The 26184-nt window shown below is 64.8% G+C and carries 23 protein-coding genes; 10 read left to right on the top strand and 13 right to left on the bottom strand.

Annotated features, from left to right (window positions below; all coding sequences use genetic code 11):
* Window positions 1-2: 2 nt before the first annotated feature.
* The 4 genes from IVA96_RS03275 to IVA96_RS03260 are packed head-to-tail and all read left to right on the top strand — an operon-like array spanning window position 3 to window position 3844.
* Window positions 3-944: an ABC transporter permease gene (locus IVA96_RS03275; RefSeq protein ID WP_247278173.1), complete on the top strand. Its 942-nt coding sequence runs from the start codon at window positions 3-5 to the stop codon at window positions 942-944.
* Window positions 941-1864, top strand: a complete 924-nt coding sequence (locus tag IVA96_RS03270; protein WP_247415351.1) for an ABC transporter permease — start codon at window positions 941-943, stop codon at window positions 1862-1864. Before IVA96_RS03275 ends, IVA96_RS03270 begins: the two co-directional genes overlap by 4 nt.
* Before the next feature lie 16 nt (window positions 1865-1880).
* Window positions 1881-2870 carry an ABC transporter ATP-binding protein gene (locus IVA96_RS03265; protein WP_247278171.1) on the top strand — a complete coding sequence of 330 codons (990 nt, stop codon included), beginning with the start codon at window positions 1881-1883 and terminating at the stop codon, window positions 2868-2870.
* A complete protein-coding gene (locus IVA96_RS03260) occupies window positions 2867-3844 on the top strand; it encodes an oligopeptide/dipeptide ABC transporter ATP-binding protein (RefSeq protein WP_247278170.1) in 978 nt (325 codons plus the stop codon). Before IVA96_RS03265 ends, IVA96_RS03260 begins: the two co-directional genes overlap by 4 nt.
* Window positions 3845-3848: 4 nt before the next feature.
* Here IVA96_RS03260 and IVA96_RS03255 read toward each other — a convergent pair whose 3' ends face one another.
* From IVA96_RS03255 to IVA96_RS03205, 11 genes are all read right to left on the bottom strand, one after another.
* A complete protein-coding gene (locus tag IVA96_RS03255) occupies window positions 3849-4136 on the bottom strand; it encodes a YciI family protein (RefSeq protein ID WP_247278169.1) in 288 nt (95 codons plus the stop codon).
* A 66-nt stretch (window positions 4137-4202) separates the two neighbouring features.
* A complete protein-coding gene (locus tag IVA96_RS03250; protein ID WP_247415348.1) occupies window positions 4203-5177 on the bottom strand; it encodes a sugar ABC transporter substrate-binding protein in 975 nt (324 codons plus the stop codon).
* A gap of 42 nt (window positions 5178-5219) precedes the next feature.
* Window positions 5220-6197 carry an ABC transporter permease gene (locus IVA96_RS03245; RefSeq protein WP_247278167.1) on the bottom strand — a complete coding sequence of 326 codons (978 nt, stop codon included), beginning with the start codon at window positions 6195-6197 and terminating at the stop codon, window positions 5220-5222.
* On the bottom strand, window positions 6194-7144 hold the full coding sequence (locus IVA96_RS03240; RefSeq protein WP_247278166.1) for an ABC transporter permease: 951 nt from the start codon (window positions 7142-7144) through the stop codon (window positions 6194-6196). The genes IVA96_RS03245 and IVA96_RS03240 overlap by 4 nt, the downstream gene beginning before the upstream one ends.
* Entirely contained in the window at window positions 7137-8660 is a 1524-nt protein-coding gene (locus tag IVA96_RS03235) for a sugar ABC transporter ATP-binding protein (RefSeq protein WP_247278165.1), read from the bottom strand. The genes IVA96_RS03240 and IVA96_RS03235 overlap by 8 nt, the downstream gene beginning before the upstream one ends.
* Entirely contained in the window at window positions 8657-10051 is a 1395-nt protein-coding gene (locus IVA96_RS03230; protein ID WP_247278164.1) for an FAD-linked oxidase C-terminal domain-containing protein, read from the bottom strand. Before IVA96_RS03230 ends, IVA96_RS03235 begins: the two co-directional genes overlap by 4 nt.
* 59 nt (window positions 10052-10110) lie before the next feature.
* The gene (locus tag IVA96_RS03225; RefSeq protein WP_247278163.1) at window positions 10111-10995 is read right to left on the bottom strand and encodes an intradiol ring-cleavage dioxygenase; all 885 of its coding nucleotides are present in this window, start codon (window positions 10993-10995) and stop codon (window positions 10111-10113) included.
* A gap of 15 nt (window positions 10996-11010) precedes the next feature.
* Window positions 11011-11913 carry an NAD(P)-dependent oxidoreductase gene (locus tag IVA96_RS03220; protein WP_247278162.1) on the bottom strand — a complete coding sequence of 301 codons (903 nt, stop codon included), beginning with the start codon at window positions 11911-11913 and terminating at the stop codon, window positions 11011-11013.
* 21 nt (window positions 11914-11934) lie between these two features.
* Window positions 11935-13302: an amidohydrolase family protein gene (locus IVA96_RS03215; protein WP_247415345.1), complete on the bottom strand. Its 1368-nt coding sequence runs from the start codon at window positions 13300-13302 to the stop codon at window positions 11935-11937.
* Window positions 13303-13306: 4 nt separating this feature from the next.
* A complete protein-coding gene (locus IVA96_RS03210) occupies window positions 13307-14386 on the bottom strand; it encodes a maleylacetate reductase (protein ID WP_247278160.1) in 1080 nt (359 codons plus the stop codon).
* Window positions 14383-14706, bottom strand: a complete 324-nt coding sequence (locus tag IVA96_RS03205) for a Dabb family protein (protein ID WP_247278159.1) — start codon at window positions 14704-14706, stop codon at window positions 14383-14385. Before IVA96_RS03205 ends, IVA96_RS03210 begins: the two co-directional genes overlap by 4 nt.
* Window positions 14707-14813: 107 nt before the next feature.
* Here IVA96_RS03205 and IVA96_RS03200 point away from each other — a divergent pair, with 107 nt between their 5' ends.
* From IVA96_RS03200 to IVA96_RS03180, 5 genes are all read left to right on the top strand, one after another.
* A complete protein-coding gene (locus IVA96_RS03200; RefSeq protein ID WP_247278158.1) occupies window positions 14814-15737 on the top strand; it encodes a LysR family transcriptional regulator in 924 nt (307 codons plus the stop codon).
* A gap of 13 nt (window positions 15738-15750) precedes the next feature.
* Window positions 15751-17196 (top strand): xylulokinase, encoded by a 1446-nt coding sequence (xylB, locus tag IVA96_RS03195; protein WP_247415343.1) that lies wholly within the window; start codon window positions 15751-15753, stop codon window positions 17194-17196.
* 130 nt (window positions 17197-17326) lie between these two features.
* Entirely contained in the window at window positions 17327-18850 is a 1524-nt protein-coding gene (locus tag IVA96_RS03190; RefSeq protein ID WP_247278156.1) for a sugar ABC transporter ATP-binding protein, read from the top strand.
* Complete coding sequence (locus tag IVA96_RS03185; RefSeq protein ID WP_247278155.1) at window positions 18843-19877, top strand: ribose ABC transporter permease; 1035 nt, start codon at window positions 18843-18845, stop codon at window positions 19875-19877. Before IVA96_RS03190 ends, IVA96_RS03185 begins: the two co-directional genes overlap by 8 nt.
* Window positions 19878-19998: 121 nt before the next feature.
* On the top strand, window positions 19999-20946 hold the full coding sequence (locus IVA96_RS03180) for an ABC transporter substrate-binding protein (RefSeq protein WP_247278154.1): 948 nt from the start codon (window positions 19999-20001) through the stop codon (window positions 20944-20946).
* Between the two features lie 76 nt (window positions 20947-21022).
* Here IVA96_RS03180 and IVA96_RS03175 read toward each other — a convergent pair whose 3' ends face one another.
* Window positions 21023-22558: a hypothetical protein gene (locus tag IVA96_RS03175; RefSeq protein WP_247278153.1), complete on the bottom strand. Its 1536-nt coding sequence runs from the start codon at window positions 22556-22558 to the stop codon at window positions 21023-21025.
* 30 nt (window positions 22559-22588) lie between these two features.
* Window positions 22589-23764 carry a glycosyltransferase family 4 protein gene (locus IVA96_RS03170; protein ID WP_247278152.1) on the bottom strand — a complete coding sequence of 392 codons (1176 nt, stop codon included), beginning with the start codon at window positions 23762-23764 and terminating at the stop codon, window positions 22589-22591.
* Window positions 23765-24048: 284 nt separating this feature from the next.
* Here IVA96_RS03170 and IVA96_RS03165 point away from each other — a divergent pair, with 284 nt between their 5' ends.
* On the top strand, window positions 24049-26145 hold the full coding sequence (locus tag IVA96_RS03165) for a GumC family protein (RefSeq protein ID WP_247278151.1): 2097 nt from the start codon (window positions 24049-24051) through the stop codon (window positions 26143-26145).
* Window positions 26146-26184: the final 39 nt, after the last annotated feature.

Genomic DNA, 26184 nt, shown 5'->3' with positions numbered 1-26184 from the left:
AGATGCTCTCGTACATCCTCCGTCGCATCGTCGCAACACTTCCGGTGATGGCGATCGTCGCGCTGTTCGTGTTCAGCCTGCTCTACATCGCGCCCGGTGATCCCGCCGTGGTGATCGCGGGCGATCAGGCGAGCCCGGAGGATGTCGAGCGCATCCGCCAGAGCCTCGGCCTCGATCGGCCCTTCCTGGTCCAGTTCGGAAGCTGGGTCTGGCGTATCCTGCACGGCGATCTCGGCACCTCGATCTTCACCAATCTGCCCGTGTCGGCGCTGATCGGCCAGCGCCTCGGACCGACGCTGTCACTGATGATGGTCACCCTGCTGCTCACAATCGTGGTCGCGGTGCCGCTCGGCGTGGTGGCGGCGTGGAAGGCTGGCAGCCTGATCGACCGCGTGATCATGGGCTTTGCCGTGTTCGGCTTCTCGCTGCCCGTCTTCGTGGTCGGCTACATGCTCGCCTACGTCTTCGCGCTCGAGTTGGAATGGCTGCCGGTGCAGGGGTATACGCCGCTCGCGCAAGGCTTCTGGCCGTGGCTCGAGAACCTGATCCTGCCGGCGATCGCGCTCGGCTGCGTCTACATTGCGCTGATCGCGCGCATCACCCGCGCCACCATGCTCGAAGTCTTGCAGCAGGATTATATTCGCACCGCCCGCGCCAAGGGCCTCGGGCAGGGGGGCATCCTGTTCGTTCACGCGCTGAAGAACGCGGCGGTTCCGATCGTGACCGTGATCGGAATCGGCATCGCACTCCTGATCGGCGGCGCGGTGGTCACGGAGAGTGTGTTCGCGATCCCCGGTCTCGGCCGCCTCACGATCGACGCGATCTTGCGCCGCGACTATCCCGTCATCCAGGGTATCGTGCTGCTGTTCAGCTTCGTCTACGTCCTCGTCAATCTGATGATCGACGTCATCTACACGCTCGTTGACCCGAGGATCCGCTATTGACCGATACCACCGTCAATCCGCAATCGCTTCCCGCTGGCTTCGTCGTCGCGCCACAACTACCCGAGATCCTGCGACCGGTCAGGATCCGGCTCGGTTTCATCGGGTTCTTGCGCGGCCATCCGACAGTCGCGATCGGCGGCGCGCTGCTGCTGACCCTGGTCCTGATCGCGATCTTTGCGCCATATCTCGGAACAGTCGACCCGACCGCGCTCGCGCCGGCCAAGCGCACGCGGGCGCCGTCGGCCGATTTCTGGTTCGGCACCGACGTGCTCGGCCGCGACATCTATTCGCGCGTGCTGTTTGGCGCGCGGGTCTCGCTCACGGTCGGGCTTTCAGTTGCGATCTTCGCATCCGCGGCCGGCCTTGCCATCGGCATGGTTTCCGGCTTCATCCGCTGGGCCGACGGCATCCTAATGCGCTTCATGGACGGCCTGATGTCGATCCCGCCGATCCTGCTCGCGATCGCGCTGATGGCGCTGACCCGCGGCAGCGTCGGCAACGTCATCCTGGCTATCACCATCGCCGAAATCCCGCGTGTTTCGCGCCTCGTCCGCAGCGTGGTGCTGTCGTTGCGCGAGCAGCCTTATGTGGACGCAGCCGTCGCCTGCGGCACGCGCACGCCGATGATCATCTTGCGCCATATCCTGCCCAACACGGTGGCGCCGATGCTGGTGCAGGCGACCTATATCTGCGCCAGCGCCATGATCACGGAGGCGATCCTGTCCTTCATCGGCGCAGGGACGCCGCCGACTATTCCGTCCTGGGGCAACATCATGGCCGAGGGCCGCGCGCTGTGGCAGGTCAAGCCCTACATCGTGTTCTTTCCGGCTGCATTCCTGTCCGTGACCGTGCTCGCCGTGAACCTGCTTGGCGACGGTCTTCGCGACGCGCTCGATCCGCGCATGGCCAAGAGCCTTTGAAGAGGGGCTGATCGCGATGCCACTGCTCGAAGTCGAGAACCTCCAGACCCATTTCCGTACCCCCAGCGGCATCAACCGCGCGGTGGACGGCGTGTCCTTCCACGTCAACGAGGGCGAGACGCTTGCCATCGTCGGCGAGTCCGGCTGCGGCAAGTCGGTGACGTCGATGTCGGTGATGCGGCTGATCCCGGAACCGCCGGGCCGGATCGCAGGCGCCATCCGCTTTGCGGGGAGGGACCTGCTGCAACTGTCCGATCGCGAGATGCGCGCCATCCGCGGCAACGACATCTCGATGATCTTCCAGGAGCCGATGACAAGCCTGAACCCGGTCCTCACGGTCGGCCGCCAGATCCGGGAGACCTTGATGATCCATCAGGGCCTGGACAAGCAGGCCGCCGAGACGCACGCCATCGAGATGCTGACGCTGGTCGGCATTCCCGAGCCGAAGCGCCGCGTGCGCGAATATCCGCACCAGCTCTCCGGCGGCATGCGCCAGCGCGTCATGATCGCCATCGCGCTCGCCTGCAATCCGAAGCTTCTCATCGCGGATGAGCCCACGACCGCCCTAGACGTGACCATCCAGGCACAGATCCTGAAACTGATGCTGGATCTGAAGCGCCGGGTCGGCGCAGCCATCATCCTGATCACGCACGATCTCGGCGTCGTCGCCGAAATCGCCGAACGCGTCATGGTTATGTATGCCGGCTGCAAGGTCGAGGAGGCACCGGTAGCCGAACTGTTCCGTTCGCCGCGCCATCCCTATACGCAAGGCCTGCTCGGCGCGGTGCCGCGCCTCGGCTCCTCGCTGACCGGCACTGCGAGACGACTGGCCGAGATTCCCGGCCAGGTGCCTGATCTGCGCAAGCGGATCACCGGCTGCGTCTTTGCCGGACGCTGTGCGCTTGCGACCGACCTCTGCCGGCAATATGCGCCGGGGCTCGAAGAGAAGGATCCCCGTCATATCGCCGCCTGCCACTATGCGGCCAAGGGAGCCGTCGCGGCATGAGTGCTCCGCTGCTCCAGGTCAACGACCTCAAGAAGCATTTTCCGGTCAAGACCGGCTTGTTCGGCCGCAAGTCCGAACGGGTCTATGCGGTGGACGGCGTGTCGTTCGAGATCGCGCGCGGCGAGACGCTGTCGCTGGTCGGCGAGTCCGGCTGCGGCAAGTCGACGGTCGGTCGCGCCATCCTGCGGCTGTTCGACATCACCGCGGGGCAGGTGATCCTCGACGGCCAGAGGATCGACGATGCCGCGCCGAGCACGATGCGTCAGATGCGCCGCCGCGTGCAGGTGGTATTCCAGGATCCGTTCTCGAGTCTCAATCCGCGCATGCGCGTGCGCGACATCCTGGCCGAACCGATCCGCAATTTCGGCCTCGCCAAATCCGCGGAAGACCTCGAACTGCGCGTCACCGCGCTGATGGACACGGTCCGCCTGCCGCGCGAGGCGCTGAATCGCAGGCCCCACGAGTTCTCCGGCGGCCAGCGCCAGCGCATCGGTATCGCGCGGGCGCTCGCGGCCGAGCCCGAGTTGATCGTCTGCGACGAGGCAGTCTCGGCGCTCGACGTCTCGGTCAAGGCGCAGATCGTCAATCTGCTTCAGGATCTCCAGCACGAGTTCGGCCTTGCGCTCTTGTTCATCAGCCACGATCTCGCGATCGTCGAGCACATGACCCACCGCGTTGCAGTGATGTATCTCGGCAAGATCATCGAGGTGGCGCCGCGCCGCGAGATATTTGCCGCGCCAAAGCACCCCTATACCAAGGCGCTGCTTTCGGCGGTGCCGTTGCCCGAGCCGGGCGCCCGGCGCAATCCCATCATCCTCAAGGGCGACGTGCCGAGCCCGATCAATCCGCCGCGTGGATGCCGTTTCCACACCCGCTGTCCCTTCGTCTTCGACCGCTGCCGGACCGAGGAGCCGACGCTGCGCGCGACGGGCGCCGAGCAGTGGGTGGCCTGTCACCTCGAAGACGCGCCTTAACGCCTCAACCCTGGCGGCGCAGGAAGCCCGTAATCGTCACCTTCTCCCAGATGCCGGCGGCGGCAAAAGGATCGGCGCGGTTGAAGGCCTCGACCTCGGTGCGACCTGCCGCCTCGATCAGGAACAGGCTGCCGATCATGGTCGCGCCGTCGTCGGAGACGAGCGGTCCCGACATCACGATCTTGACGCCGAAGCGCGAGGTGTCGCTGAGGAAAGCCTTGTGGGCGTCGTAATTGGCGAGCCGGGTCGGCAGCGCGCCGGCGCGGTCGAGGGCGTGAATGGCGAACAGCATGGGGAGATCCGTTTCTTGGGACGGCCGCGAGGACGCGGCCGTCCGGGCCTGTCGTGAGCGGTTGGTCTACTTCGCGCTGAGCTTGCCCGCCTCCTCGAAGGTCGGGCAGGTCCGCTGCTCCAGCGGCACGTCGAACGGCTGGTAATTGTCCTTGGTGATCACCGTAGGCTTTAGCACGATCTCGCTGATGACCGGCTGATTGCGCAACGACCGGATCGCCATCATGGTGCCGAGGCAGCCTTGGGCAAATCCGTTGTAATCCCCACTTGCCAGGAGCTTGCCGGATTTGATCGCATCGATCGCCTCCTTGGTGCCGTTGATGCCGATCACCTGAGCCTTGCGGTTGGCGCCGTCCAGCGCCTCGATCGCGCCGACCGCCATGGCATCGTTGGCGGCGAGCACGCCGTCGATCTGTGAATTCGACTGCATCAGATTCTCCATCACCTGGAGCGCCTGGAGCCGCTGGTAATTGCCCGGCTGCGAGGCCAGCAGCTTGGCCCCCGGGCTTTCCTTCAGCGCGTCGTTGAAGCCGCGGACCCGGTCGACATTGGTCAGTGAGCCCTTGACGCCTTCGATGATGACGATATTGCCCTTGCCGCCGAGCGTCTTGAGCAGGAAGCGCGCAGTGTCGAGCCCGAGGCTGTAATCGTCGGCGCCGACGAAGGAGAGGAACTTGCCGCCCGCGGAACGATCGGTGATGTTGACGACGGGGATCTTTGCCTCGTTGATCTTCTCGACACCGGGCACCATCGCCTTGTAATCGACCGGCGTGAAGACGATCGCGCTCGGCTTCTTCACCACGACGTCCTCGATCTGGCTGAGCTGCTCGGGGATCGAATCCGGCTTGGTCGGGATGTACTGAAGCGTCTTCGCGTTCAGCGTCTTCGCCATATTGTCGGCACCGACCCGAACCGTCTGGAAGAACGGATTGGTCTGGTTCTTGGTGAAGATGGCGATGGTCTCGCCGTCGGCGCGTGCTTGCGTGCTGAACGCGGCCGCCATCAGCAGCGGTAGCGCCAGATAGCCCAGTTTCTGTTTCATATTGCCTCCATCCCTCATTTTGCTTGTTTGAACCTCAAAAGCTCATTGCGTGCGGCGGCGGGTCTTCATGTCGAGCCAGACCGCGAGAATGACGATGATGCCGGTCACGAGCGGCTGCCAGTTGGCGCTGACCGAGAGCAGGTTCATGCCGTTCAGCACCAGCGTCAGGATCAGTGCGCCGATGAACGTGCCGAACACCGTGCCGACGCCGCCGAACAGCGAGGTGCCGCCGATCAGCACGGCCGCGATCGCGGGCAAGGTCAGGCTCTCGCCAATGTCGGCCTCGGCCGAGTTCAGCCGCGACAGGAAGATAATCGAGGCAAGTCCCGCCATGGTGCCGGAGACGGTGTAGACCAGCAGCAGGCGGCGCGCGACCGGGATGCCGGAGAGGCGGGCGGCGACCGGATTGGCGCCGATCGCATAGATCTCCTGGCCCCAGATCGTGCGCTGCGCGAACAGCGTTCCGATCCCGAGGAACACCAGCAGCAGATAGACCGGGATCGGCAGGCCGAACAGGTAGCCGCTGCCGATCTGGCGGAAGCCTGCGGGGAAGCCGTGAAGGGTCTCGCCCGCCATGTACCAATAGGTGAGGCCGTTCAGCACCCAGAGCATGCCGTAGGTGGCGATGAAGGAGGGGATGCGCAGCGCGGTGACCATGATGCCGTTGAGGAGGCCAACGATGCCGCCGCAGGCAAGCCCGGTGAGGATGCCAAGCGCCGGCGAGCCGGTCTTGTGGATCACGGTCCCGGCGATGCAGGCAGACAGTGCGACATTGGCGCCGACGGAGAGATCAAGGCCGGCGGTCAGCACCACCAGAGTCAGGCCGGAGGCGATAAAGAAGGTCAGGCTCGCCTGCCTCAGCACGTTGAGGATGTTGCCGAGGCTCAGGAAGGAATCGCTCAGCACGGCGAGCACGGCGCAGATCAGCAGCGCCGCGAGCAGGCGATAGAACAGCTGGATCGCATCCTGCGACAGGAACGAGCGGGGCGGCGCGATGGCGTCCTTGGTGATGTCGGTCATGCGCGGCTCCTGAGGCCATCGAGGAACAGGGCGACGATGACGAGCACGCCGACGCTTGCCACCTGCACCGAGGACGGCAACGAGATCAGGTTCAGCCCGTTGCGCAACACGCCGACGGAAAGAACGCCGAGCAAGGTGCCGAGCAGCCAGCCATTGCCGCGCTCAAACGAGGTGCCCCCGACGGCAACGGCCGCGATGGCATCGAATTCAAGCCCGAGGCCGGCGGTGGGGTGGCCGGAATTCATCCGCGCGGTCATCAAGAGGCCGGCGATGCCAGCCATGGCGCCGCCGATCGCATAGACCGCGATCAAGAGCCGGTTCGGCGAGAGACCCGCATAGCGCAGCGCCTCGCGGTTGCCACCGAGGGCGAAGATGTAGGTGCCGAAGCGGGTATGATAGAGCAGGCCGTGAAACGCCGCGTAGGTCACGAGCGCCATCACGATTGGCACGGGGATGCCCAAAAGCGTCGCCGAGTAGATGTCGCGCACGCTGTGGGGAATGCCGACCACGCTCTGGCCGTCACTGACGATCAGCGACAGGCCCTGCGCCATGCCGAGCGTGCCGAGCGTCGCGACGAAGGGCGGAATGCCGAGGATGGCGACCAGCCAGCCGTTGGCGATACCGAAGGCGGTGCCGACCAGCAGGCCGGCACCTAAGCCCAGCAACATCGATTTCGTGGCGAGCGATACGATCGCGACGCAGAGCGAGGTCAGCGTCAGCACCGCGCCCATCGACAGGTCCAGCCCCTCGGTCATGATGATCAGCGTCATCGGCAGCGCGAGCATGGTGAGAATGGTCGATTGCACCAGCACGTTGGAGAGGTTGGCGACCGACAGGAAGCCGGGCGCGATCACGCTGAACAGCGCGATCAGCAGCACCAGCACCATGGCGACGCCGGGAATGCGTTGCAGCGGATTGGGCTCTGAGACGATCGCGGCTTCACGCATGATGCATCCCCAGTCGCACGATGTTCTCCTCGGTCAGTTCGTTGCGTGTCAGATGACCGGCGATACGCCCCTCGCGCATCACATAGGCGCGGTCGCAGACATGGCAGATCTCGACCTGTTCGGACGAGATCATCAGGGCGGCCGCGCCCTCCGCCACGAGGCGGTCGATCAGGGCAAATATCTCCGACTTGGCGCCGATATCGATGCCGCGCGTCGGCTCGTCAAAGATGAATAGCTTCGAGCCGGCCGCTAGCCATTTGCCGATCACGACCTTCTGCTGGTTGCCGCCCGAGAGCAGGCCAACGGTCTGCCGCGCACTCGGTGTCGCGATCCTCAATTGCCGGATCAGGCCGTCGGAGGTGCGCTGCGCACGCCGCTGGTCGAACAGGCCGCTGGGAAACAATTTTCGCAGCGCCGACACCACCAGATTGTCGCTCACTGATCGCAGCAAGGCCAAGCCTTCGCTCTTGCGGCTCTCCGGGATCAGCGCGATGCCGCGACGGGTCGCGAGGTCGGGCTCGCCGGAAATGGTCTTGCCGTCGAAGACGATCTCGCCCGACGTTACGGGATCGGCGCCGAAGATGGCGCGCGCAACCTCGCTGCGGCCCGAGCCGACCAGGCCGCAAAGGCCGACGATCTCGCCCCGGCGCACCTCGATGTTGATGTCGGAGATGCCGGTCGGCGCGGTCAGGCCCTTGACCTCCAGCAGCACCTCGCCGGGCTTGGCGGCAAAATGGCGCGGATAGGTCATGTCGACATTGCGGCCGACCATCATCCGGACGAGCTGGTCCGGCGTGACGTCGGCGGGACGGACACCGTCGATGCGGCGGCCGTCGCGCAGCACGGTGATGCGATCGCCGAGTGCGAACACTTCGGCCATGCGGTGGGAGATGTAGACGATCGAGACCCCGTCGGCCTTCAGCCGCGCAATCAGCGCGAACAGCAGCTCGGTCTCGCGGTCCGACAGCGCCGCGGTCGGCTCGTCCATCACAAGGATGCGGGCGTTCTGGCTGATTGCTTTCGCGATCTCGACCATCTGCTGCTGCGCTACGCCGAGCTTGTCGACGGTGGTGGAGGGATCGATGTCGAAACCGATGGTGCCGAGCACGCGCCTGGCGTCAACCAGGATCTGGCGGCGGTCGATGGTACCGGGAATGCGGCCCTTCGGCTCGCGGCCGAGGAAGATGTTCTGAGCGATGTCGAGATAGGGGACCAGGGAGAATTCCTGGAAGATCACGGCAATGCCGAGCTTTTGCGCATCGGCAGTCGAGTTGACTGCAACCTTCTCGCCTTTGTGGTAAAACTCGCCGGAGTCTGCGCGGTAGGCGCCGCACAGCACCTTCATCAGGCTCGACTTGCCGGCGCCGTTCTCGCCCAGCAGCATATGCACCTCGCCGGGGTAGATGGCGAAGGAAACGTCATCGAGCGCCTTGACGCCGGGAAATTCCTTGCTGATGCCGCGCAGCTCGAGCAGCGGCGTGGGCGAGGTGACCTCGATCGGAAGCGCGTCGCTCATACCATGGCTCCGCTCGCAAAGATCTTGCCGGGGTTCATCAGTCCATCAGGGTCGAGCGCGGACTTGATCGACCGCATCACGTCGACGGCCTCGCCGAGCTCATCGGTGAGATAGTCGATCTTGCCGAGCCCGATGCCGTGCTCGCCAGTGCAGGTGCCGTCCATGGCGATGGCCCGGGCGACCATGCGCGCCTGAAGCGCCTTGGCGCCTTCGGCTTCGTCGGGCTTTGCCGGGTCGATCAGGATCAGCATGTGGAAATTGCCGTCTCCGACATGGCCGACAATCGGTGCCGTGAAGCCGTGCGCGTCCGCATCCCGCCGCGTCTCGGTCAAGCATTCCGCCAGCCGCGAGATCGGCACGCAGACATCGGTGATCACCGCCCGCGCACCGGGCCGCAAGCCGAGGCCGGCATAGAGCGTGTTGTCCCGAGCGTGCCAGAGCCGGCTGCGGTCTTCCGGCGCCTTGGCCCAGGCAAAGCCATGGCCGCCATGGTCGGCGGCGATCGCCTGCGCGGCCTCGGCCTGCTCGGCGACGGAAGCCGCGGAGCCATGGAATTCGAAGAACAAGGTCGGGGCCTCGCGATAGCCGAGCTTTGCATAGGCATTGATGCCGTGCATCATGACGTCGTCGAGCAACTCGATGCGCGCAACGGGGATCGCCGACTGGATCACGGAGATCGCGGTATCGACGGCATTGTGCAGGCTATCGAAGCTGCACACTGCGGCCGAGATCGCCTGCGGCACGGGATGGACCTTCAGCGTGATCTCCGTGATGACACCAAGCGTGCCCTCCGCGCCGACGAACATGCGCGTCAAATCATAACCGGCCGCCGATTTGCGCGCGCGCCTAGCCGTCCGAATCACCCGCCCGTCCGCGAGCACCACCTCCAGCGCCATGACGTTGTCTTTCATGGTGCCGTAGCGCACCGCCATGGTGCCTGAGGCGCGCGTCGACGTCATGCCGCCGATCGAGGCGTCCGCGCCGGGATCGATCGGGAAGAACAGGCCGGTCGTCCGTAGCTCCGCATTGAGCTGCTTTCGCGTGATGCCGGGCTGCACCACGACATCCATGTCGCTGTCGTGGACGGCAAGCACCTTGTTCATGCGCGCGAAGTCGAAGCAGACGCCGCCGGCGACCGCGGCCGCATTGCCTTCGAGCGAAGTGCCGGCGCCGAACGGGACGATCGGCATGCCCGCGCTCGCGCAGAGTTTCACGATCTCGGCGACCTCCTGCGTGCTTTCAGGGAAGACGACGATGTCGGGCGGCAAGTTGCGGTAATGCGACTCGCTCTGCCCGTGCTGGTCGAGCACGCCGCGCGCAACGCTCGCGCGCGGGCCGATCATGCCGGTAAGGCGATCGGCCAATATGCTCGTGCTGACCCGCGGTCCCATCCTCAGCTCTCCGTCCGCCCCCTGTTGCCGGACTCTTGTTGGTCCGCTGCCGCTTCAGCTTAAGCGGCCTTTGCGTTGCTCGCGACCTGCTTCAGGCCGAAATCGTAATTGAGGTGAAAATACTCGCGCTGCACCATGCGACCATCCGGCGCACGGCCGGCGGGATGCCGGACGAATTCGCGGATCAGGCTGTCCTTGACGCCGAACACCACATCACTGTCGAGATACTGGTCGCCCGCGACGAATACGTGCGTCACGAGCTGCTCGAAACCCGGCGCTGAGATCATGAAATGCACATGGGCGGGGCGCCAGGGGTGGCGGCCCTGGGCTTCCAGCATCTCGCCGACCGGGCCGTCATGCGGGATCGGATAGGCCGCCGGCTTGATCGACCAAAAATGGAAGCGGCCATTGGCATCGGTGTGAAAGCGCGCGCGCATCGCGAGATCGCCGATGGCGTCGAGCTGCTGCACGTCGTAATAACCGTCGTCGTCGGAATGCCAGACGTCGACCACGGCGCCCGCAAGCGGCTTTCCGTCGACGCTCGAGACCGAGCCGGTGACCAGCATCGGATCGCCTTCCATCGGACCCGAGATATCGGCGCCACTATCCTTCTCCGGCGCAGCCTGGACGAAAAACGGGCCGAGCACCGTGGTCTCGGTCGCGCCTTCGGGCACCGGGTGATTGATGGCATCGACCAGCATGGAGACGCCGAGCGTGTCCGATAGCAGAATGAATTCCTGGCGCTTGTCGTCGCACATGTGCCCGGTGCGGGTCAGGAAGTCGATGCCGTATTCCCATTCCTTCTGGGTCGGCCGCACCTCGCGGACGAAGGCATGAAGATGACGGACCAGCGCTTCGCTGATTTGCTTGATGCGCGGATCAGTCGCGCGCGCGATCCGCTCCAGCACCGCGTCTGTGATCGTGTTCTCGTTGAAGTTACGCATGTGTGCCTCCGTTGATCACAGCTTCGGCTCGCCGAGGCCGGCCAGCCGTTCGAGATGCTTGACGGTCGCAATGAAGTCGGCCTCGCCCTCGCCCTGCGCGACCAGCGAACCATAGGTCTCGCGCACTTGCGCCGCTAGCTGTAGCGGAACGCCGACGGCGTGGCCGGCGCCGAGGATGAGGTCGAGGTCCTTGGCCATCTGCTTGCAGGAGAAAGTGGACTCGAAATCGCGGTTGCGCAGCGGCGCTGTCTTGTACTTCACCATCGGCGAAGCCACGGCACTGTCGTCGAGCACCTTCAAGATGTCCTGCCAGGCAATGCCGCCCTTGCGTGCCAGCGCCAGGCTCTCCGCCATCATCGCGGCCGAAACCGCGATCATCAGATTGACCGAGAGTTTTGCATAGCGCGCTTCCTCGGCGGGCCCGAGATAGGTCTGGGCACGGGTGAAGGCGGCGAACAGCGGCTTTGCGCTTTCGAAGGCGTCCTTTGGACCCGAGACGAAGCAGGTCAGTGCGCCGGTGTGGACGATGCTGGCATTGCCGGAGACCGGCGAGCGAAGATAGGCAATGCCGTGCGCCTGCGCGGCGGCTGCAATCTCAGTAGAGGCCTCCACACTCACAGTGCTGGTCTCGATGAGAACAGCTCCGGGCGTCATCGCGGCCATGAGGCCGGCAGGATCGAGCAGCGCGCCGCGCAAGGCGGCGTCGTCGGGCAGGGACGTGACCACTGCCGTCTTGCCGCTCACGGCCTCGGCCGACGTAGCGGCAATCGCAATGCCTTGCGCGCGTGCCTCGGTGATTCGCGCCGCGCTCTGATCGAACGCGCTGACCGCGTAACCGGCCTTGGTGACGAGCACCGACATCGGCAGGCCCATCTTGCCGATCCCGATGAAAGCGACATTCCTTGAAGCGTCAGTCATTGTTCTTGTCCACTGGCGCCTTCAGGCGGCGCGTCCCTGTTGTTCGATGTCCTGCACCAGCCGCCGGCCGGATTGCGCCAGCAGCTCTTTTTTGCTCTCTAGCCCTTCGATCAGTAGCCGGCCATTTCGCTTCTTCCAGGCGCCGCCGATCATGACCGCCTCGATGTTGACGAGGCTCGTCTGCATCACGACGGTTGCGACCGCATCGTGCACCGGGAAGAGGTTGAGATCGGAGGCGTTGATGATGACGAGGTCGGCGAGCTTTCCCGGCGCCAGCGAACCGATCTGGTTCTCGCGGCCGAGCATGCGGGCGCCTTCCGTGGTGATCCAGCGCAGCGCCTCGCGCACGGGGATCGTGGTCGTCGCCGGGATGGTGCCGCTGGCCTTGCGCGTCTCCGCATTGTCAAGCGCCCGCTGCATCGAGAGCGCGACGCGAGCGGCGGAGAAGAGATCGCCGGCCAGCACGGATTCGAGATCAATGCCGATCGTCGGCCGCACGCCGCGCTTCAGCAACCGTCCGGTAACCGGAAAGCCGTGACCCTGGATCATCTCGTTCTCCGGCGTTACCGAGAACGACACGCCAAGATCGACCATCCGGTCCAGGAGATCGTCGGGCAAATCGTTGCCATGGACGACGTTGATGCCGGCGCCGACGAGGCCGGCCTCGATCAGCTTCTCCCAGCCACCGGGCGTTTTGGCGGGACCGCCGCCCTGATGCATGGAGGCGATCAGCTTGAGCTCCCGCGCCAAGCGGAAGTCGTGCATGGCAACGTCGAGCGTTGAGTAATGCGGGCCGAGAATGGCGAGCCCGAGCGTGACGAGCCCGTCGCGGTCGGCGAGGGGACCTGCCAACAGCCGCTCGACTTCGCGGCGCGGATGCGCGATCTCAGAGAAATGCGGCTCGCCGGGCTTCGGCTCAGGCTTTGGCGAGCCATGGAAGAAGGCCGCGCGAATGCCACTCTCGATCAGGCCGCTGACCGCGGCGTCGGTATGGTCAGGCGTCGGATTGTTGTGGCACCAGTCGACGAGTGTCGTCGTGCCGCAATTGATCTGGTTCAGCGCGCCAACCAAGGTGGCGATGTAGATGTCGTCCGGCCGGAATACGGTGGCGAGCCCGGCATGCATGCGGCGGAAATATTCGAGCAGCGTCCAGTTCGCTGCATAACCGCGGAGCGCCGTCTGCCAAGTGTGCATATGCGCGTTGATCAGACCGGGAATGATGATCCGCCCGGTGCCGTCAATGATCTCTGCCTCGCCGCTGCCGATATCGATCGACGGACGCACGCTGGCGATGCGGCTGCCCTCGACCAGCACGTCGCCGGTATTGAGATCGCCGATCGCGTCATCCATGCTGATGACGATGGCGGATTGGATCAGCGTGCGCCGCATCGCGTCACGTCACCGCTTTGATGGCGGCCGGCCGCTCGCCGGCCCAGGCGCGCGCGATCAGGTCGCGGATGGCGGCCCGTTCGAGGGGCCGCGGATTCCAGTAGGGATTGGTGACAGCGAGATCGGCCGCCTTGCCGATGCCGCTCTCGGGCATGCCGATGTCGCGCAGCGCGAGCTTTGCACCCAGTCGCTTCGCAAGGTCGTACAGCCCCTGCGACGCATCGGCCGCGCCGATCGCGCGCGAGATGCGCGCCATCGCATCCGGCACCGCCGGTGCGTTGTAGGCCAGCGCATGCGGCAGCACGATCGTGTGCGTTTCGGCATGCGGCAGATCGAAGGTGCCGCCGAGCGTGTGGCAAAGTTTGTGATGCAGCGCCATGCCGACGGTGCCGAGGCAGACGCCGCACAGCCAGGCGCCATAGAGCGCTTCGGTCCGGGCCTCGCGGTCGTCGCTCCTCGCGGCGATGGCGGGGAGGGCGCGGGCCAGCGCGCGGATGCCTTCTTCCGCCATCAGCGATGTCACGGGATTGGCGTCGCGCGCATAGAGCGCTTCCGCCGCATGTGCGATCGCATTGATGCCTGAGGTCGCAGCCAGGCTCGCCGGCAGCGTCAGGGTCAGCTCGACGTCGTAGATCACCGTCTCCGGCAGCACGGCGGCGTCACGGACCGTGGTCTTCAGGCCGTTCTCGGTCTGGCCGACGATCGGCGTCATCTCCGAGCCGGCATAGGTGGTGGGAATGCAGAGCTGGTTGACGCCGGTGCGCAAGGCCAGCGCCTTGCCAAGGCCGGTGGTTGATCCGCCGCCGAGCGAGACGACGCAGTCGGCCTCGCACGCCTTCATCGCCGCCAGTGCCCGCTCGGTGACCTCGACTGGCGTGTGCATAGTGGCGCCGGAAAACAGGCCGGCATAGACTGATCCGAGCGCTGCACCGAGACTCTTGCTTTGCGCCTCCTGCTGCGGCGTCGTCAGCACCAGTGCGCGCTTGCCGCCGAGCCGTTCGACCTCGGCTTTGGCTGAAGCAAGCGTTCCGCTGCCAAACACGACGCGGCAGGGCAGGTTTTCAAAGGTGAACGACCCGATCATGCGCCGGTCTCTTTAATGGGATAATCGACCTGGAAGCGCCCGATCCGCAAGTCGCCCAGCGCCTCGCGGACGCGCAAATGTTCGGGGTGGCTGGCATAGGCGGCAAGCGCAGCCTGGTCGGTGAATTCGGAGAACAGAACGACGTCGCAGGCGTAGTCGACATCGCTGACGTCGAGACCGACCTCGATGTGAGTGAGGCCGTCGATCCGGCCGCGCAGGCCCTCGAACAGGGACTTGACCTTGATCCGGGCGGCGGAGCGCTCCGCAGGCGTCTCCCCGCGCAGCCGCCACATCACGATGTGCCTGATCGGGCCCGACATTTCCTGATTTCCTCGCCTGCGATTGTGCTTTGTTGGCGCCATTTTGCCTTGCAGGAATCGGAAATAAAGGTCAAAATTTGTAAGTCTCTTTTCCTCTTTCTGCAAAAATGGACCGGCTGCTCCAACTCGAGGTCTTCTCCAAAACCGCTGAACTCGGCAGTCTTTCCAAAGCTGCCGAAAACCTGCGGATGTCGAACGCGGCCGCGAGCCGTCATCTCAGTGCGCTGGAGGAGCGGCTTGCGGTCCGGCTGATCGAGCGCAACACGCGCCGGCAATGGCTGACCGAAGCGGGGCAGGAACTCTTGCAGCGTTGCAGCACGCTGTTGAACGAGCTCGCCGAGGCCGAGGACGCGGTCTCGGACCGCGCGCTGTCGCCGAAGGGCATGCTGCGCGTGACGAGCTCGCTGTCCTTCGCGATGATCTACCTCGCTCCGATGCTGCCTGCCTTCCGCGCGCTCTATCCCAATCTCAGCGTGCAGATCATCAGCGCAAACCGCTACCCCGACTTCATCGAAGCCGGCATTGACGTCGCGATACGCACGCGGGAGCATGAGCCGGATTCCAACATCATCGTCCGCCGCATCGGCCAGATGCATCGTGTGCTCGCGGCCGCTCCATCCTACCTGGAGAAGCAGGGCCGGCCCGAGCATCCAACCGATCTCACCCGTCACAACATGCTGATCTACAATCTCGCCAATGATCCCTATTCGCTCCGGTTGAGCCAGGGCAGCACGACGCAGACGGTCCGAATCGCGCCGACGCTCGACAGCAATGACGGCCAGATCATCTGTGGCGCAGCGCGTGCGGGACTCGGAATCCTGATCCAGCCGCTTTACATCGTGCAGGGCGATATCGCGGCCGGCCGGCTGGTGCCCGTCTTGACGGGCTGGGAGCTGCCACTGCTCACCATGAACATCGCCTATCAAAACCGCGTCAGGCTGCCGGCCAAGATCCGGGTGTTTTCCGACTTCCTCGTCAGCTACATCCGCGAGCATTCGGAGCCGGGAATCTGGATCGACGCGGCGAAGTGAGCGGGACGCATTCATGTATCTCGGCATCGATCTCGGCACCTCGGCGGTCAAGACGGTTCTCGTCGACGCTGCGCAGCACGTGATTGCAAGCGAGAGCCGGCCGCTCGCGACCGTCTCGCCGCAATCCGGCTATTACGAGCAAGATCCCGCGCAGTGGATCGATGCGACCTTTGCCACGCTGGATGCTCTGAAGGCATCGCATGCCGACGCGCTGGCGGCGGTCGAAGGCATTGGGCTGTCCGGCCAGATGCATGGTGCCACGCTGCTCGATGCGAGCTTGAGGCCCTTGCGGCCCTGCATCCTCTGGAACGACGGGCGCTCGGGCGCTCAGTGCCGTATCCTGGAGCAGCGCTGGCCCGCCTTGCGTGCGACGACGGGCAACAAGGCGATGCCGGGATTCACCGCGCCGAAGCTGCTCTGGGTCGCGGCGCACGAGCCTGACATCTTTGCGGCGACCAGGCTCGTTCTGCTTCCGAAGGCCTATTTGCGCCTGGTGCTGAGCGGCGAGGCCATCGAAGACGTTTCGGATGCGTCGGGATCGCTGTGGCTCGACGCCGCGCGCCGGGACTGGTCGGACGCAGCACTGTCAGCGACCGGCCTGACGCGCGATCACATGCCACGCCTGGTCGAGGGATGCGCGCCCGCAACGCGCCTGCGCGGCGAGCTCGCGCGGCGCTGGGGCATGAGCCGGCAGCCGGTGATCGCGGGCGGAGCCGGCGACAATCCGGCCGGCGCCGTCGGCATCGGCGCGATCCGGCCGGGAAGCGCGTTCATATCGCTGGGAACCTCCGGTGCTCTCATGGCTCCGACCAGCAGCATCGCCGCCAATCCGGACCGCGCGGTGCATACATTCTGCCACGCCATTCCCGGCATGTGGATTCAGGCCGGCGCGATCCTCTCGGCCGCCTCTTGCCTCGCCTGGACCGCGCGCCTGTTCGGCGTCAGCGAGGCAGAGTTGCTGGCGCCGCTCGGAGTGCGCCCCCAGGCGCCATCGCCGGTGAGCTTCCTGCCTTATCTCGCAGGCGAGCGGACGCCGCACGACGATCCCGCCGTGCGCGGCATGCTGGATGGTCTGAGCCACGGCACCGAGCGCGGGACGATCGTGCAGGCGGTGCTCGAAGGCGTTGCCTTCGCGCTTGCCGATTGTCGCGACGCGCTCGCGGATGCCGGCATTGCGATTGCGGAAGCCGATGCCATTGGCGGTGGTTCACGGTCCCGGTTCTGGCTCTCGGTGCTGGCAAACGTGCTGAATGTTCCGCTCCATCGCTTTGCCGGAGGTGAGACCGGCGCCGCGTTCGGTGCGGCGAGATTGGGGCGACTTGCTGTCACCGGTGAGGCAATCGCCGCCGTCTGCACGCGGCCAGAGCGCATCGAGACGTTCGAGCCCGACGCTGAACTGGTCGCTGCTTATGCAGAGCGGCTTCCCGCATGGCGCGAACTGTATCGGCCGCGCCACTAGCATCGCTTCGATGTTGCATTCACGTCTGTTCGGTATTGCCCTGTGCTGCGACGTTTTGTTTAATGCGCGAACCGCGCTGACAAACCGATAGACACGCGGGTGGGAAACGCATTGTGCGCCGGGAGGCACGATGAACGATCCGATCCTCGAGATGCGCGGGGTCTCGAAATCCTTCTTTGGCATCAAGGCGCTGCGGGCCGTCGATCTCACCGTCTATGCCGGCGAAATTCACGCCCTGATGGGAGAGAACGGCGCCGGAAAGTCGACGCTGATGAAGATCCTGTCCGGCGCCTACAGGCCCGATCCCGGCGGCGAGATCCGCATCGAGGGCAGCCCGGTGCGGATCGAAGGCCCGCTCGGCGGCCGCGCGGCGGGCATCTCGATCATCTATCAGGAGCTGTCGCTCGCTCCCAATCTCAGTGTTGCCGAGAATATCTATTTGGGACGGGAGCTATCGCGATCAGGATTGCTGGCGCGCGGCGCCATGCGCGAGGGCGTCGGCCCGATCCTGAAACGACTGGGCGCGGACTTCCTGCCCTCGACGCTGGTGGCGCATCTCTCCATGGGCCAGCGGCAACTGGTCGAGGTCGCGCGTGCGCTGCATGCCAGATCGAAGATCCTGATCATGGACGAGCCGACCACCGCGTTGTCAGCCGGCGAGAGCGCGCGGCTGTTCGCGCTGATCCGCCAGCTTCGCGCCGAGGGGCTTGCCATCATCTACATCTCGCATCGCATGGACGAGGTTTACGCACTCGGCGATCGCGTCACCGTGCTCCGCGACGGCCGGCTGGTCGGCTCGCTCGACAAGCCTGAGATCCGCGCCGACACCATCGTCCGGTTGATGGTCGGGCGTGACGTCTCCTCGTTCTACAAGAAGGATCACGATCCGGAGGCGGGGCGGGGACATCCGGTACTCCGAGCGATCGACATGGCGGACGGCCAGCGCGTCAAGGGATGCTCGCTGACCGTGCACGCAGGTGAGGTCGTCGGGCTCGCGGGCCTGATCGGCGCCGGTCGCACCGAGCTCGCGCATCTCATCGTCGGCGCGGCACGCAAGTCCTCCGGCCGTATCGAGCTGGAGGGACATCCGATCGAGATCCGCACGCCGGGCGAGGCCCTTGAGGCTGGCATCGCCTATCTTACGGAAGACAGGAAGGCGCTCGGCCTGTTTCTCGACATGTCATGCCTGGACAACATCAATCTCGCCGTGCTCGCGCGCGATGCGAAGCTCGGCTGGTTTCTGGATCGCGACAAGGCGCGCGAGCGCGCCGAGCGGGCCTTCGCGGGGCTCAGCATCCGTGCCGCCAATGTCGCCGTCCCCGCCGGCGGCCTGTCCGGCGGTAACCAACAGAAGGTGCTGCTGTCGCGGCTTCTCGCTATTGCGCCGAAGGTTCTGATCCTCGACGAGCCGACGCGTGGCGTCGACGTCGGTGCCAAGTCCGAGATCTATTCGATCGTCGACAATCTGGCCAAGGCCGGCACCGCGATCCTCGTCATCTCATCCGATTTGCCCGAGATCATCGGCATCTGCGACCGCGTCATCGTGATGCGCGCCGGACACATCGCCGGTGAGATCAGGCGCGAAGCTGCGGCTCCCCTCAATCAGGAAGACATCATGGCGCTCGCGACAGGGACGGAGCAACTCGATGCATGACAGCTCGCCGAAAGCGGAAGCGGCTGCCGCTGCCGGCCTTGCGGCTGCGCAGGAGACGAAGCGTCAGCGCATAAGGATGCTGATCAGCGCGCTCGGCATGCTGCCAGTCCTGCTGATTCTCTGCATCGGCTTCCACCTGTTGTCCGAGGGCCGCTTCTTCACCGGACAGAATCTCGGCATCGTATTGCAGCAGGCCGCAGTGAATACCGTGCTCGCTGCGGGAATGACTTTTGTCATCCTCACGGGCGGCATCGACCTGTCGGTCGGCTCGATCCTGGCGGCCTCCGCGATGGCCGGATTGACGCTCTCCAAGCTGCCGCTTGGCATGCTGTGGCTGCCAGCCGCGCTGCTCACGGGCCTTGGCTTTGGCGTCGTCAATGGCGTGTTGATTGCGCTGCTTCGCCTGCCGCCTTTCATCGTCACGCTCGGCTCTCTCACCGCCGTACGCGGCCTGGCCCGATTACTCGGGGCCGACACCACCGTCTTCAATCCGTCCATTCCTTATGCCTTCATCGGCAACGGCTCGCTGACGCTCGTCCCCGGCGTCGCCTCGATCCCCTGGCTCTCGGTGATCGCCTTGCTCGTCATCCTCGCCTCGTGGCTGGTGCTGCGACGGACCGTGCTCGGCGTGCACATCTATGCGGTAGGCGGCAATGAAAGCGCGGCGCGGCTTGCCGGCATCAAGGTCTGGGCCGTGCTGATCTTCGTCTACGGCGTCTCCGGCCTTTTCGCCGGGCTCGGGGGCGCCATGCAGGCGGCGCGGCTCTATGCGGCCAATGGCCTCCAACTCGGCCAGTCTTACGAGCTCGACGCAATTACCGCCGTGATCCTTGGCGGCACCTCATTCGTCGGCGGCATCGGCTCGATCTGGGGTACGTTGGTCGGCGCGCTGATCATCGCCGTGCTGTCGAACGGCCTCATCCTCATCGGTGTCTCCGACATCTGGCAATATGTGATCAAGGGCCTGGTGATCATCGGCGCCGTGGCGCTGGACCGCTACCGGCTGCAGGGCTCTGCCAGAACGTGAAGGCTCCGCGAGAACTTGATGGGTTTGGCGCGCACCTGGAGTGCGCATGGCTTGATGAGAGATTCCGTTGCGGCAACTGGTCTGCCGTGCCGGAGATGAAGACAGACCAGGGAGGAAGCCAATGTTGAAGACGATCACGCTCGCCGGCGCCGCGGTGACGCTTGCCCTAAGCACCGCGCCATCCTTTGCCAAGGAGCTCAAGTCGATCGGCGTCTCGCTGGGATCGATGGGCAACCCGTTCTTCGTCGCGCTGTCGAAGGGCGCCGAGTTCGAGGCGAAGAAGACCAATCCCAACGTGAAGATCACGACCGTCGGCTTCGAATACGACCTCGGCAAGCAGGTCACTCAGATCGACAATTTCATCGCCGCCGGCGTCGACCTGATTCTGTTGAACCCCGGTGATCCCAAGGCGATCGGGCCGGCGATCAAGAAGGCGCAGGCCGCTGGCATCGTCGTCGTCGCGGTCGACACTGCGGCCGAAGGCGCCGACGCCACCGTGACCACGAACAACGTGCAGGCCGGCGAGATCTCCTGCCAGTACATCGTCGACAAACTGAAGGGCAAGGGCGACGTCATCATCGAGAACGGGCCGCAGGTCTCCGCGGTGATCGACCGTGTCGTCGGCTGCAAGAACGTGTTCGCGAAGAACCCGGGTATCAAGGTGTTGTCCAGCGACCAGGACGGCAAAGGCTCGCGAGAGGGCGGGCTCACCGTCGCGCAGGGTTATCTGACCCGCTTCCCCAAGATCGACGCCATCTTCGCCATCAATGATCCGCAGGCGATCGGCACCGACCTTGCAGCGCGCCAGCAAAACCGCAGCGGGATTGTCATCACGGCGGTCGACGGCGCACCTGATATCGAGGCCGCGCTGAAAGATCCGCAGTCGCCGCAGATCCAGGCGTCGGCTTCGCAGGATCCGTTCTTCATGGCGCGTCGGGCCGTGCAGGTTGGTGTCGGCATTCTCAATGGCCAGAAGCCGGCCTCGACCGTCGAGCTGTTGCCTTCGAAGCTCGTGACCAGGGACAATGTTGCCGAGTACAAGGGCTGGACGTCGGATCGTTCTCAGTAGAACGCCGCCCCTAGCCGGTGCGCTCGACACACGAGATGACGGGCGGCGTCTTGAGCGATGCCGTCTGCTAAGCGATTCAGTAAGCGGTGTGTGGATTGGCTCGCGGAGACAAGACGGCCGATGGAGATCTGCTCGTGAAGGCGCGGGTCTTCGGTTGAACGCGCGATCCGTCGATCACCTCGAGCCGGCCGCAGCGGTTCAGGGTGTGCAACTTCCGTCCGGGCCATGCCGGTCCGGGCTTGAGGGAATGGCGGACGATCTGCCCGAATGTCGTCGGCGACAATTCGACGATTTCCGCTAGTGCGAGCGCTGCACCGTAACCGTCCGTACAATTCTGGACGGGCCGCCACAATTTATCATCGATAGTGACGAAATTCCCCGCCGGTCGTGTGCTCGCACGATCGATCAGGACCGGATTGCTAGCATGGGGCAACCACGGACCCGAGAGGCGATCGGCGTAATAGATCGCCAGCGCATCCGAATAGCCGCCCGCGCCGTCGCGCCAGGCTCCAAACAGATAGTGCAGGCCGTTGTGCTGCGTGATCGTGACATCGGCGAGTTCGAGGCCGGAAAGCAGCGTCGCGTGACGCTCCCATTTGTCCGGAAAACGAACGCATTTGTACAGCGCGACGTCGCCGTGAACCGAGCTCTCCGGGATCATCCACAGCGCACCATCGTTCTCGATCAGGAACGGATAGGAGAGGTGCCAGGGCTCCTCCAGCACCGGTACGACTTCGCCGACCGGACCTGCGTCGTTGAACTCGATCGCGGAAATGATCCCCTTTCCAATCCGGTGATCGAGATCTTCGAAGAAGACGAATGTCCGTCCCTGCCATATGATGGGAAACGGATCGGCGTAGAAGCGATGGCCGGGATCGCAGAGGACATTCCAGCCTGGTCCGGACAGATTTCCGGTCTGCCAGACGCCTGCACCGTCATTGAAGCGCCATCCGATTTGCCAATGCGGGGCATAGCAGCAGAGCCGATAGATCTCCTTGGCGATCGACACGGCGAGGCCGCGCGCAACGTATGCCGCCGGCTGCCGGCCGGTGCCGTCTCCGGCGGGGCGCGCCAGCTGCGGCACGATGCGCGGCCGTCCCGACAGGATTGCCGCCACCATGGTCAGGGTTCGCGCCATGACGGTTTCGAGTGCGCCACTCAAGCCGGCCGCAATCTCTCCGGAGGGGTGACCGCGATCGAGCACTGCACCGTCGAGCTCGTTGACGATCTCGATCACCGGCAGGTCGCCGGCCAGAATGGCGGCGAGGGCGGCGTTTTCGCCGGCGACACCGTTGAAGAGAGGGCGCAGATACAGCCGGGCGGAACAATCGGGATCGCGCGCGGCGCCCGTAAAATCGACGATCACGTCGGCCGTCCCGGTGCGAGCCTGCATCCGTTCCGGGATGATCTTCAGCTTGCCGGCGCCGCTGTGCCGGCCTCTGTGCAACACCATGCGTTCGAGTTCGAACAGCGCGTCGAGGCCTGTGGGCCGTGCCTCCGTCGTTGCGGTCCAGGCGATTTGAAGCGGGACATCTCGGCCGTCGATCGACAGCGCGTCGCGGTCCATCCACCGCCGCGCATGCTCTCGTTCACAGCGAAACTCGATGATCATGTCGAGCCAATCTGTTCCCACACATTCCGGTCAGATGACCTGGCCGAGAATCCGAACGTATTCCTCCACCATGGCATCTACCGAATAGCGCAGCCGCAGGCCTTTGGCGTTTTGTCGCAGTTCCTCGCTCAGTTGCTGGTCCGTCAGCAGCCTGGAGACGGCCGTCGACAGCTTCGCATGATCGGAGGCATCGACGAACAGCGCGGTAGGTTTTCCCTCGAAGGACAACACCTCACGTAACACGGGAAGATCGGTGACGACGGAGGGGACACCGGCGTTTGCGGCTTCGACCGCAGCCAGGCCGAAGGTTTCGGCCTGTGTCGGGAACACGAACACGTCCAGACAGGCGAGAAAATCCGCCATCTGACGCGGGGCGATTTCGCCGAGCAGATGCAGCCGGTCCGATACGTTCAATTCATCCGCCAACTGTCTCAGCCGGGCCTCGTCGGCTCCCTGTCCGGCCAGTGCAAGGTGCCAGGATGGTCGATCCGGCAACAGGCGTATCGCCGCATCAAGCCGCTTGTGCGGGTGCAGCCTCGCCGCGCAGCCAAGTAAGATGCGATCCGGCGGCAGACTGAATTTTTGTCGCGCAGCTTCCTTCGGCAGGGTAAGGGCCTTGTCGTCAAAGCCGTGCGGGACATGCACCATGCGTGACCGATAGGCCGCGGGGTAGCGCGAATATTCGCGCTGCATGTCCTTCGAATTGAGCGTGATGCGGTCGAAGAAGCCGAGACTGCCCATCACGACGTCGGCAGCGCGGACGGGCCAGCTCATCGAGAGCGCGGAAGAAACCTGATTGGCGATGACAGGCGCGCGGCAGACGAGGCGCGACACGCCGGCGCCGATCACGTTGCCAAAATGCTGAAAGGTCAGAACGGCGTCGGGTCGGCTGGTCCGGATATGGCGGCCGAGCGTCCACAGCATCCGCAGCAGGGCCAGGGGATTGCCCGGCCGGCTCGAGGCGCAATAGAACGTATTGGGCGGCTCGTCGAACGAATCCGACTGGCGGAAGAAGAACAGATTGGTGACTCGGTAGCCACGGGCGGTAAGGCCCGCACCGAGCAGCCTGGAGATCTCCTGCGCGCCGGCGTTTTCGGCCTGAGTCTGTACGAGAAGGACATGAAGCTTCGGCCCGCTGCCGTCGGACGGCATGAGTGCTGTCGCAGTCGTCTCGCCCAACTCCTTGTTTGGCTGGTAATGGAGCACGGATCCCGACCCGCTGAAGAAACGAAATTTTCACCCTTCTTGATCCCGTACCTACCATGCGAGCATCGCGCGGACACCGGCTAGCAACAAACGGAGTTAATGCGCTGCCTGCCGGAACGGCATCGTTTGCCAGAGAATTCTGGTGGTTTGCAAACGAAGTGAGCGACCGCGTTAACCAATTGGTGATGGTCGCGCGAGGGGCAGGTAACCGCGGATTAACCATAGATATTTACGGTGGAGCAGGCCACTGAACAGTGTTCGCCAGTTGAATCCGAGTAGAGTCCATGACGTTCGGTCGCCGCGCAGACCCGACAAGTTCCGGATCGACCGGCGTTGCCGCGTCTTGGAGCCAAAATTCGTCGGGCGTCGATGAGGCCGCCGGAGCCGCTGCACGCTTTGGCGGTATGTTCACTGCCGCCGGTGTGCTCGCCTTCCTTCGCGAAAACGCTCGGCGGATATTGACGCTCGCTCTTGCGATCTTCGCGCTTGGCGCCGTCGTTCTCCTGATGATTCCGGTGCGGTTCGCAGCGACCGCACTGGTCGTCGTCGATCCCCGCGAGCAACGCGTGACCACGGAGCAGGACGTTCTGCCGGGCATAGGGCAAGATAGCGCCGCGCTGCAAAGCCTGGTCGAAGTGGCGAAGTCCGACGGCTTTCTCGAGCCGCTGATCGAGCAGCTCAAGATTCGCGATGACGAAGACATTTCCGGCGGCTACACGGCCCCCGCGCGCCTGCTCGAGCGTTTCCGCAACCGTCTCGACATTTCCCGTCGCGGGCTGACCTATGTCATCGCCATCCGCTTCACCTCGAATCGGGCGGAGCGGGCTGCCTATTATGCCAACGCCATTGCCGAGGCGTTCGTCGCCAGACAGAGCCGCATCCGCACCGAGGCGACCGACGAGGCTGCCGACTGGCTCGGTGGCCGGCTCAAGACGTTGAGCGACCGGCTGAAGGCGTCGGAGGACGCCGTCGCCACATTCAAGCTCGAGCACCGTATCGTCAACGCCGGCAAGGACGCAACGACCCAGCAATTGCGGGTGACCGAGCTGTCGCAGCAGGTCGCCGCTGCCCGCGCGCGGACCGAGGAGGCCAAAGCCCGTTACGAGCAGGCGCAGCGTGACGCGAAGGCGAATGTCGAGGGTCCCGTCAAGCAGGACCTCCTGAGCGCGTTGCGCGCCCAGCGGTCGGCCCTCAATGATCAGATTGCGCAGAAGCGGGCGGTGCTCGGCGATCGCCATCCCGATCTCGTGATGTCGTACAGCCAGCTAAACGATTTGAACAGACAGATCGAGGTCGAGCGGACGAAAGGCATCGATACCGCGAAGTCGGAATATGAGGCTCAGCGCGATCAGCAGAAGGCTCTGGAAAGCCAGATGAAGGCGGCTGAATCGCAGCTCCTGGTCGACGGTCAGGCTCTGGTCCGGCTCCAGGAGCTACAGCGCGACGCCGAGGCCAACAGAAACATCTACGAGCAATTCCTCTCGCGGTCCAAGACGACGAATGAACAGCGCCTGTTGCAGAGTTCTCAGACCAAGGTCGCCTCGCCCGCCATTCCGCCGCTTCGCTCGACCCTTCCGCCGCTGTCTTTGCTGCTCGCCGCGCTGGCGATCGGATCGCTGCTGACATCGACGGCGGTCGTCGCGGCAACGGGACGCAGATCGAACAAACCCGTTCCGGACGTTCGCGCCCCCGATCCGGCTCCGCGCCAGCCCGGCGCGTGGTCGCGTCCGCCGGTGTGGGCCCGCGTTCCCGAACTCTTGCCCAGCGATGTCCCAAGAAACATCTGGCAAGGTCCGGTGTCCGCGACGAGTGAGCTCGATCTCGGTCCTCATCTGCGTCCGCTCATTGACAGGCTGGAGCAATTGCCTGGAAGCCGGGGTAGGGTTGCTCTCGTGATGTCGGTAGGGAAGCGGGCCGGCGGCAACACCGTCGCGCGCTCGCTCAATCGGTGGGCGCTGAACAGGGGAAAGCTGAGCGTCCTGATCCGGGTCGAGCCGGATCTCGGTGGTGCCGGGGCCAGCCTCGCCAAGGCGCCGGTGGATGGCGCAACCACCGCTGACGTTCGCAGCATCGATGCGCTTTTGAACGTCGGCAACGGACCTGAATCGTCGCCCGCGGACGATATTCGTTCGGAGTTCGATCTGATCGTGATCCATGCCACCTCTCTGGCCTTGCAGCCGGAGGCGGCGGCGCTGGCCGCTCACGCTGATCTCGTCATTCTGGTCGTCCGCGAAGACGCAATCGATTCAGCCGCAATGCGCAGGGTCACGGCCGCGCTCTCTCGCTTTGGCGGCGTGCCGACCGGGATCGTCGTCAATCGTGTGCCAGCAGACCCGTCGTCGGCTCAACGTCGGGGTGCAGCGCTCGGCCTGGCTGGTTGATCGTCGTCCGGCGTGTGCGCTGCCTGTCGCGATCGAACC

Origin of the sequence: Bradyrhizobium sp. 159 (genome assembly GCF_023073795.1) — a bacterium.
Taxonomy (GTDB): Bacteria; Pseudomonadota; Alphaproteobacteria; order Rhizobiales; family Xanthobacteraceae; genus Bradyrhizobium.
This window is presented reverse-complemented; position numbering and strand designations above follow the sequence as displayed.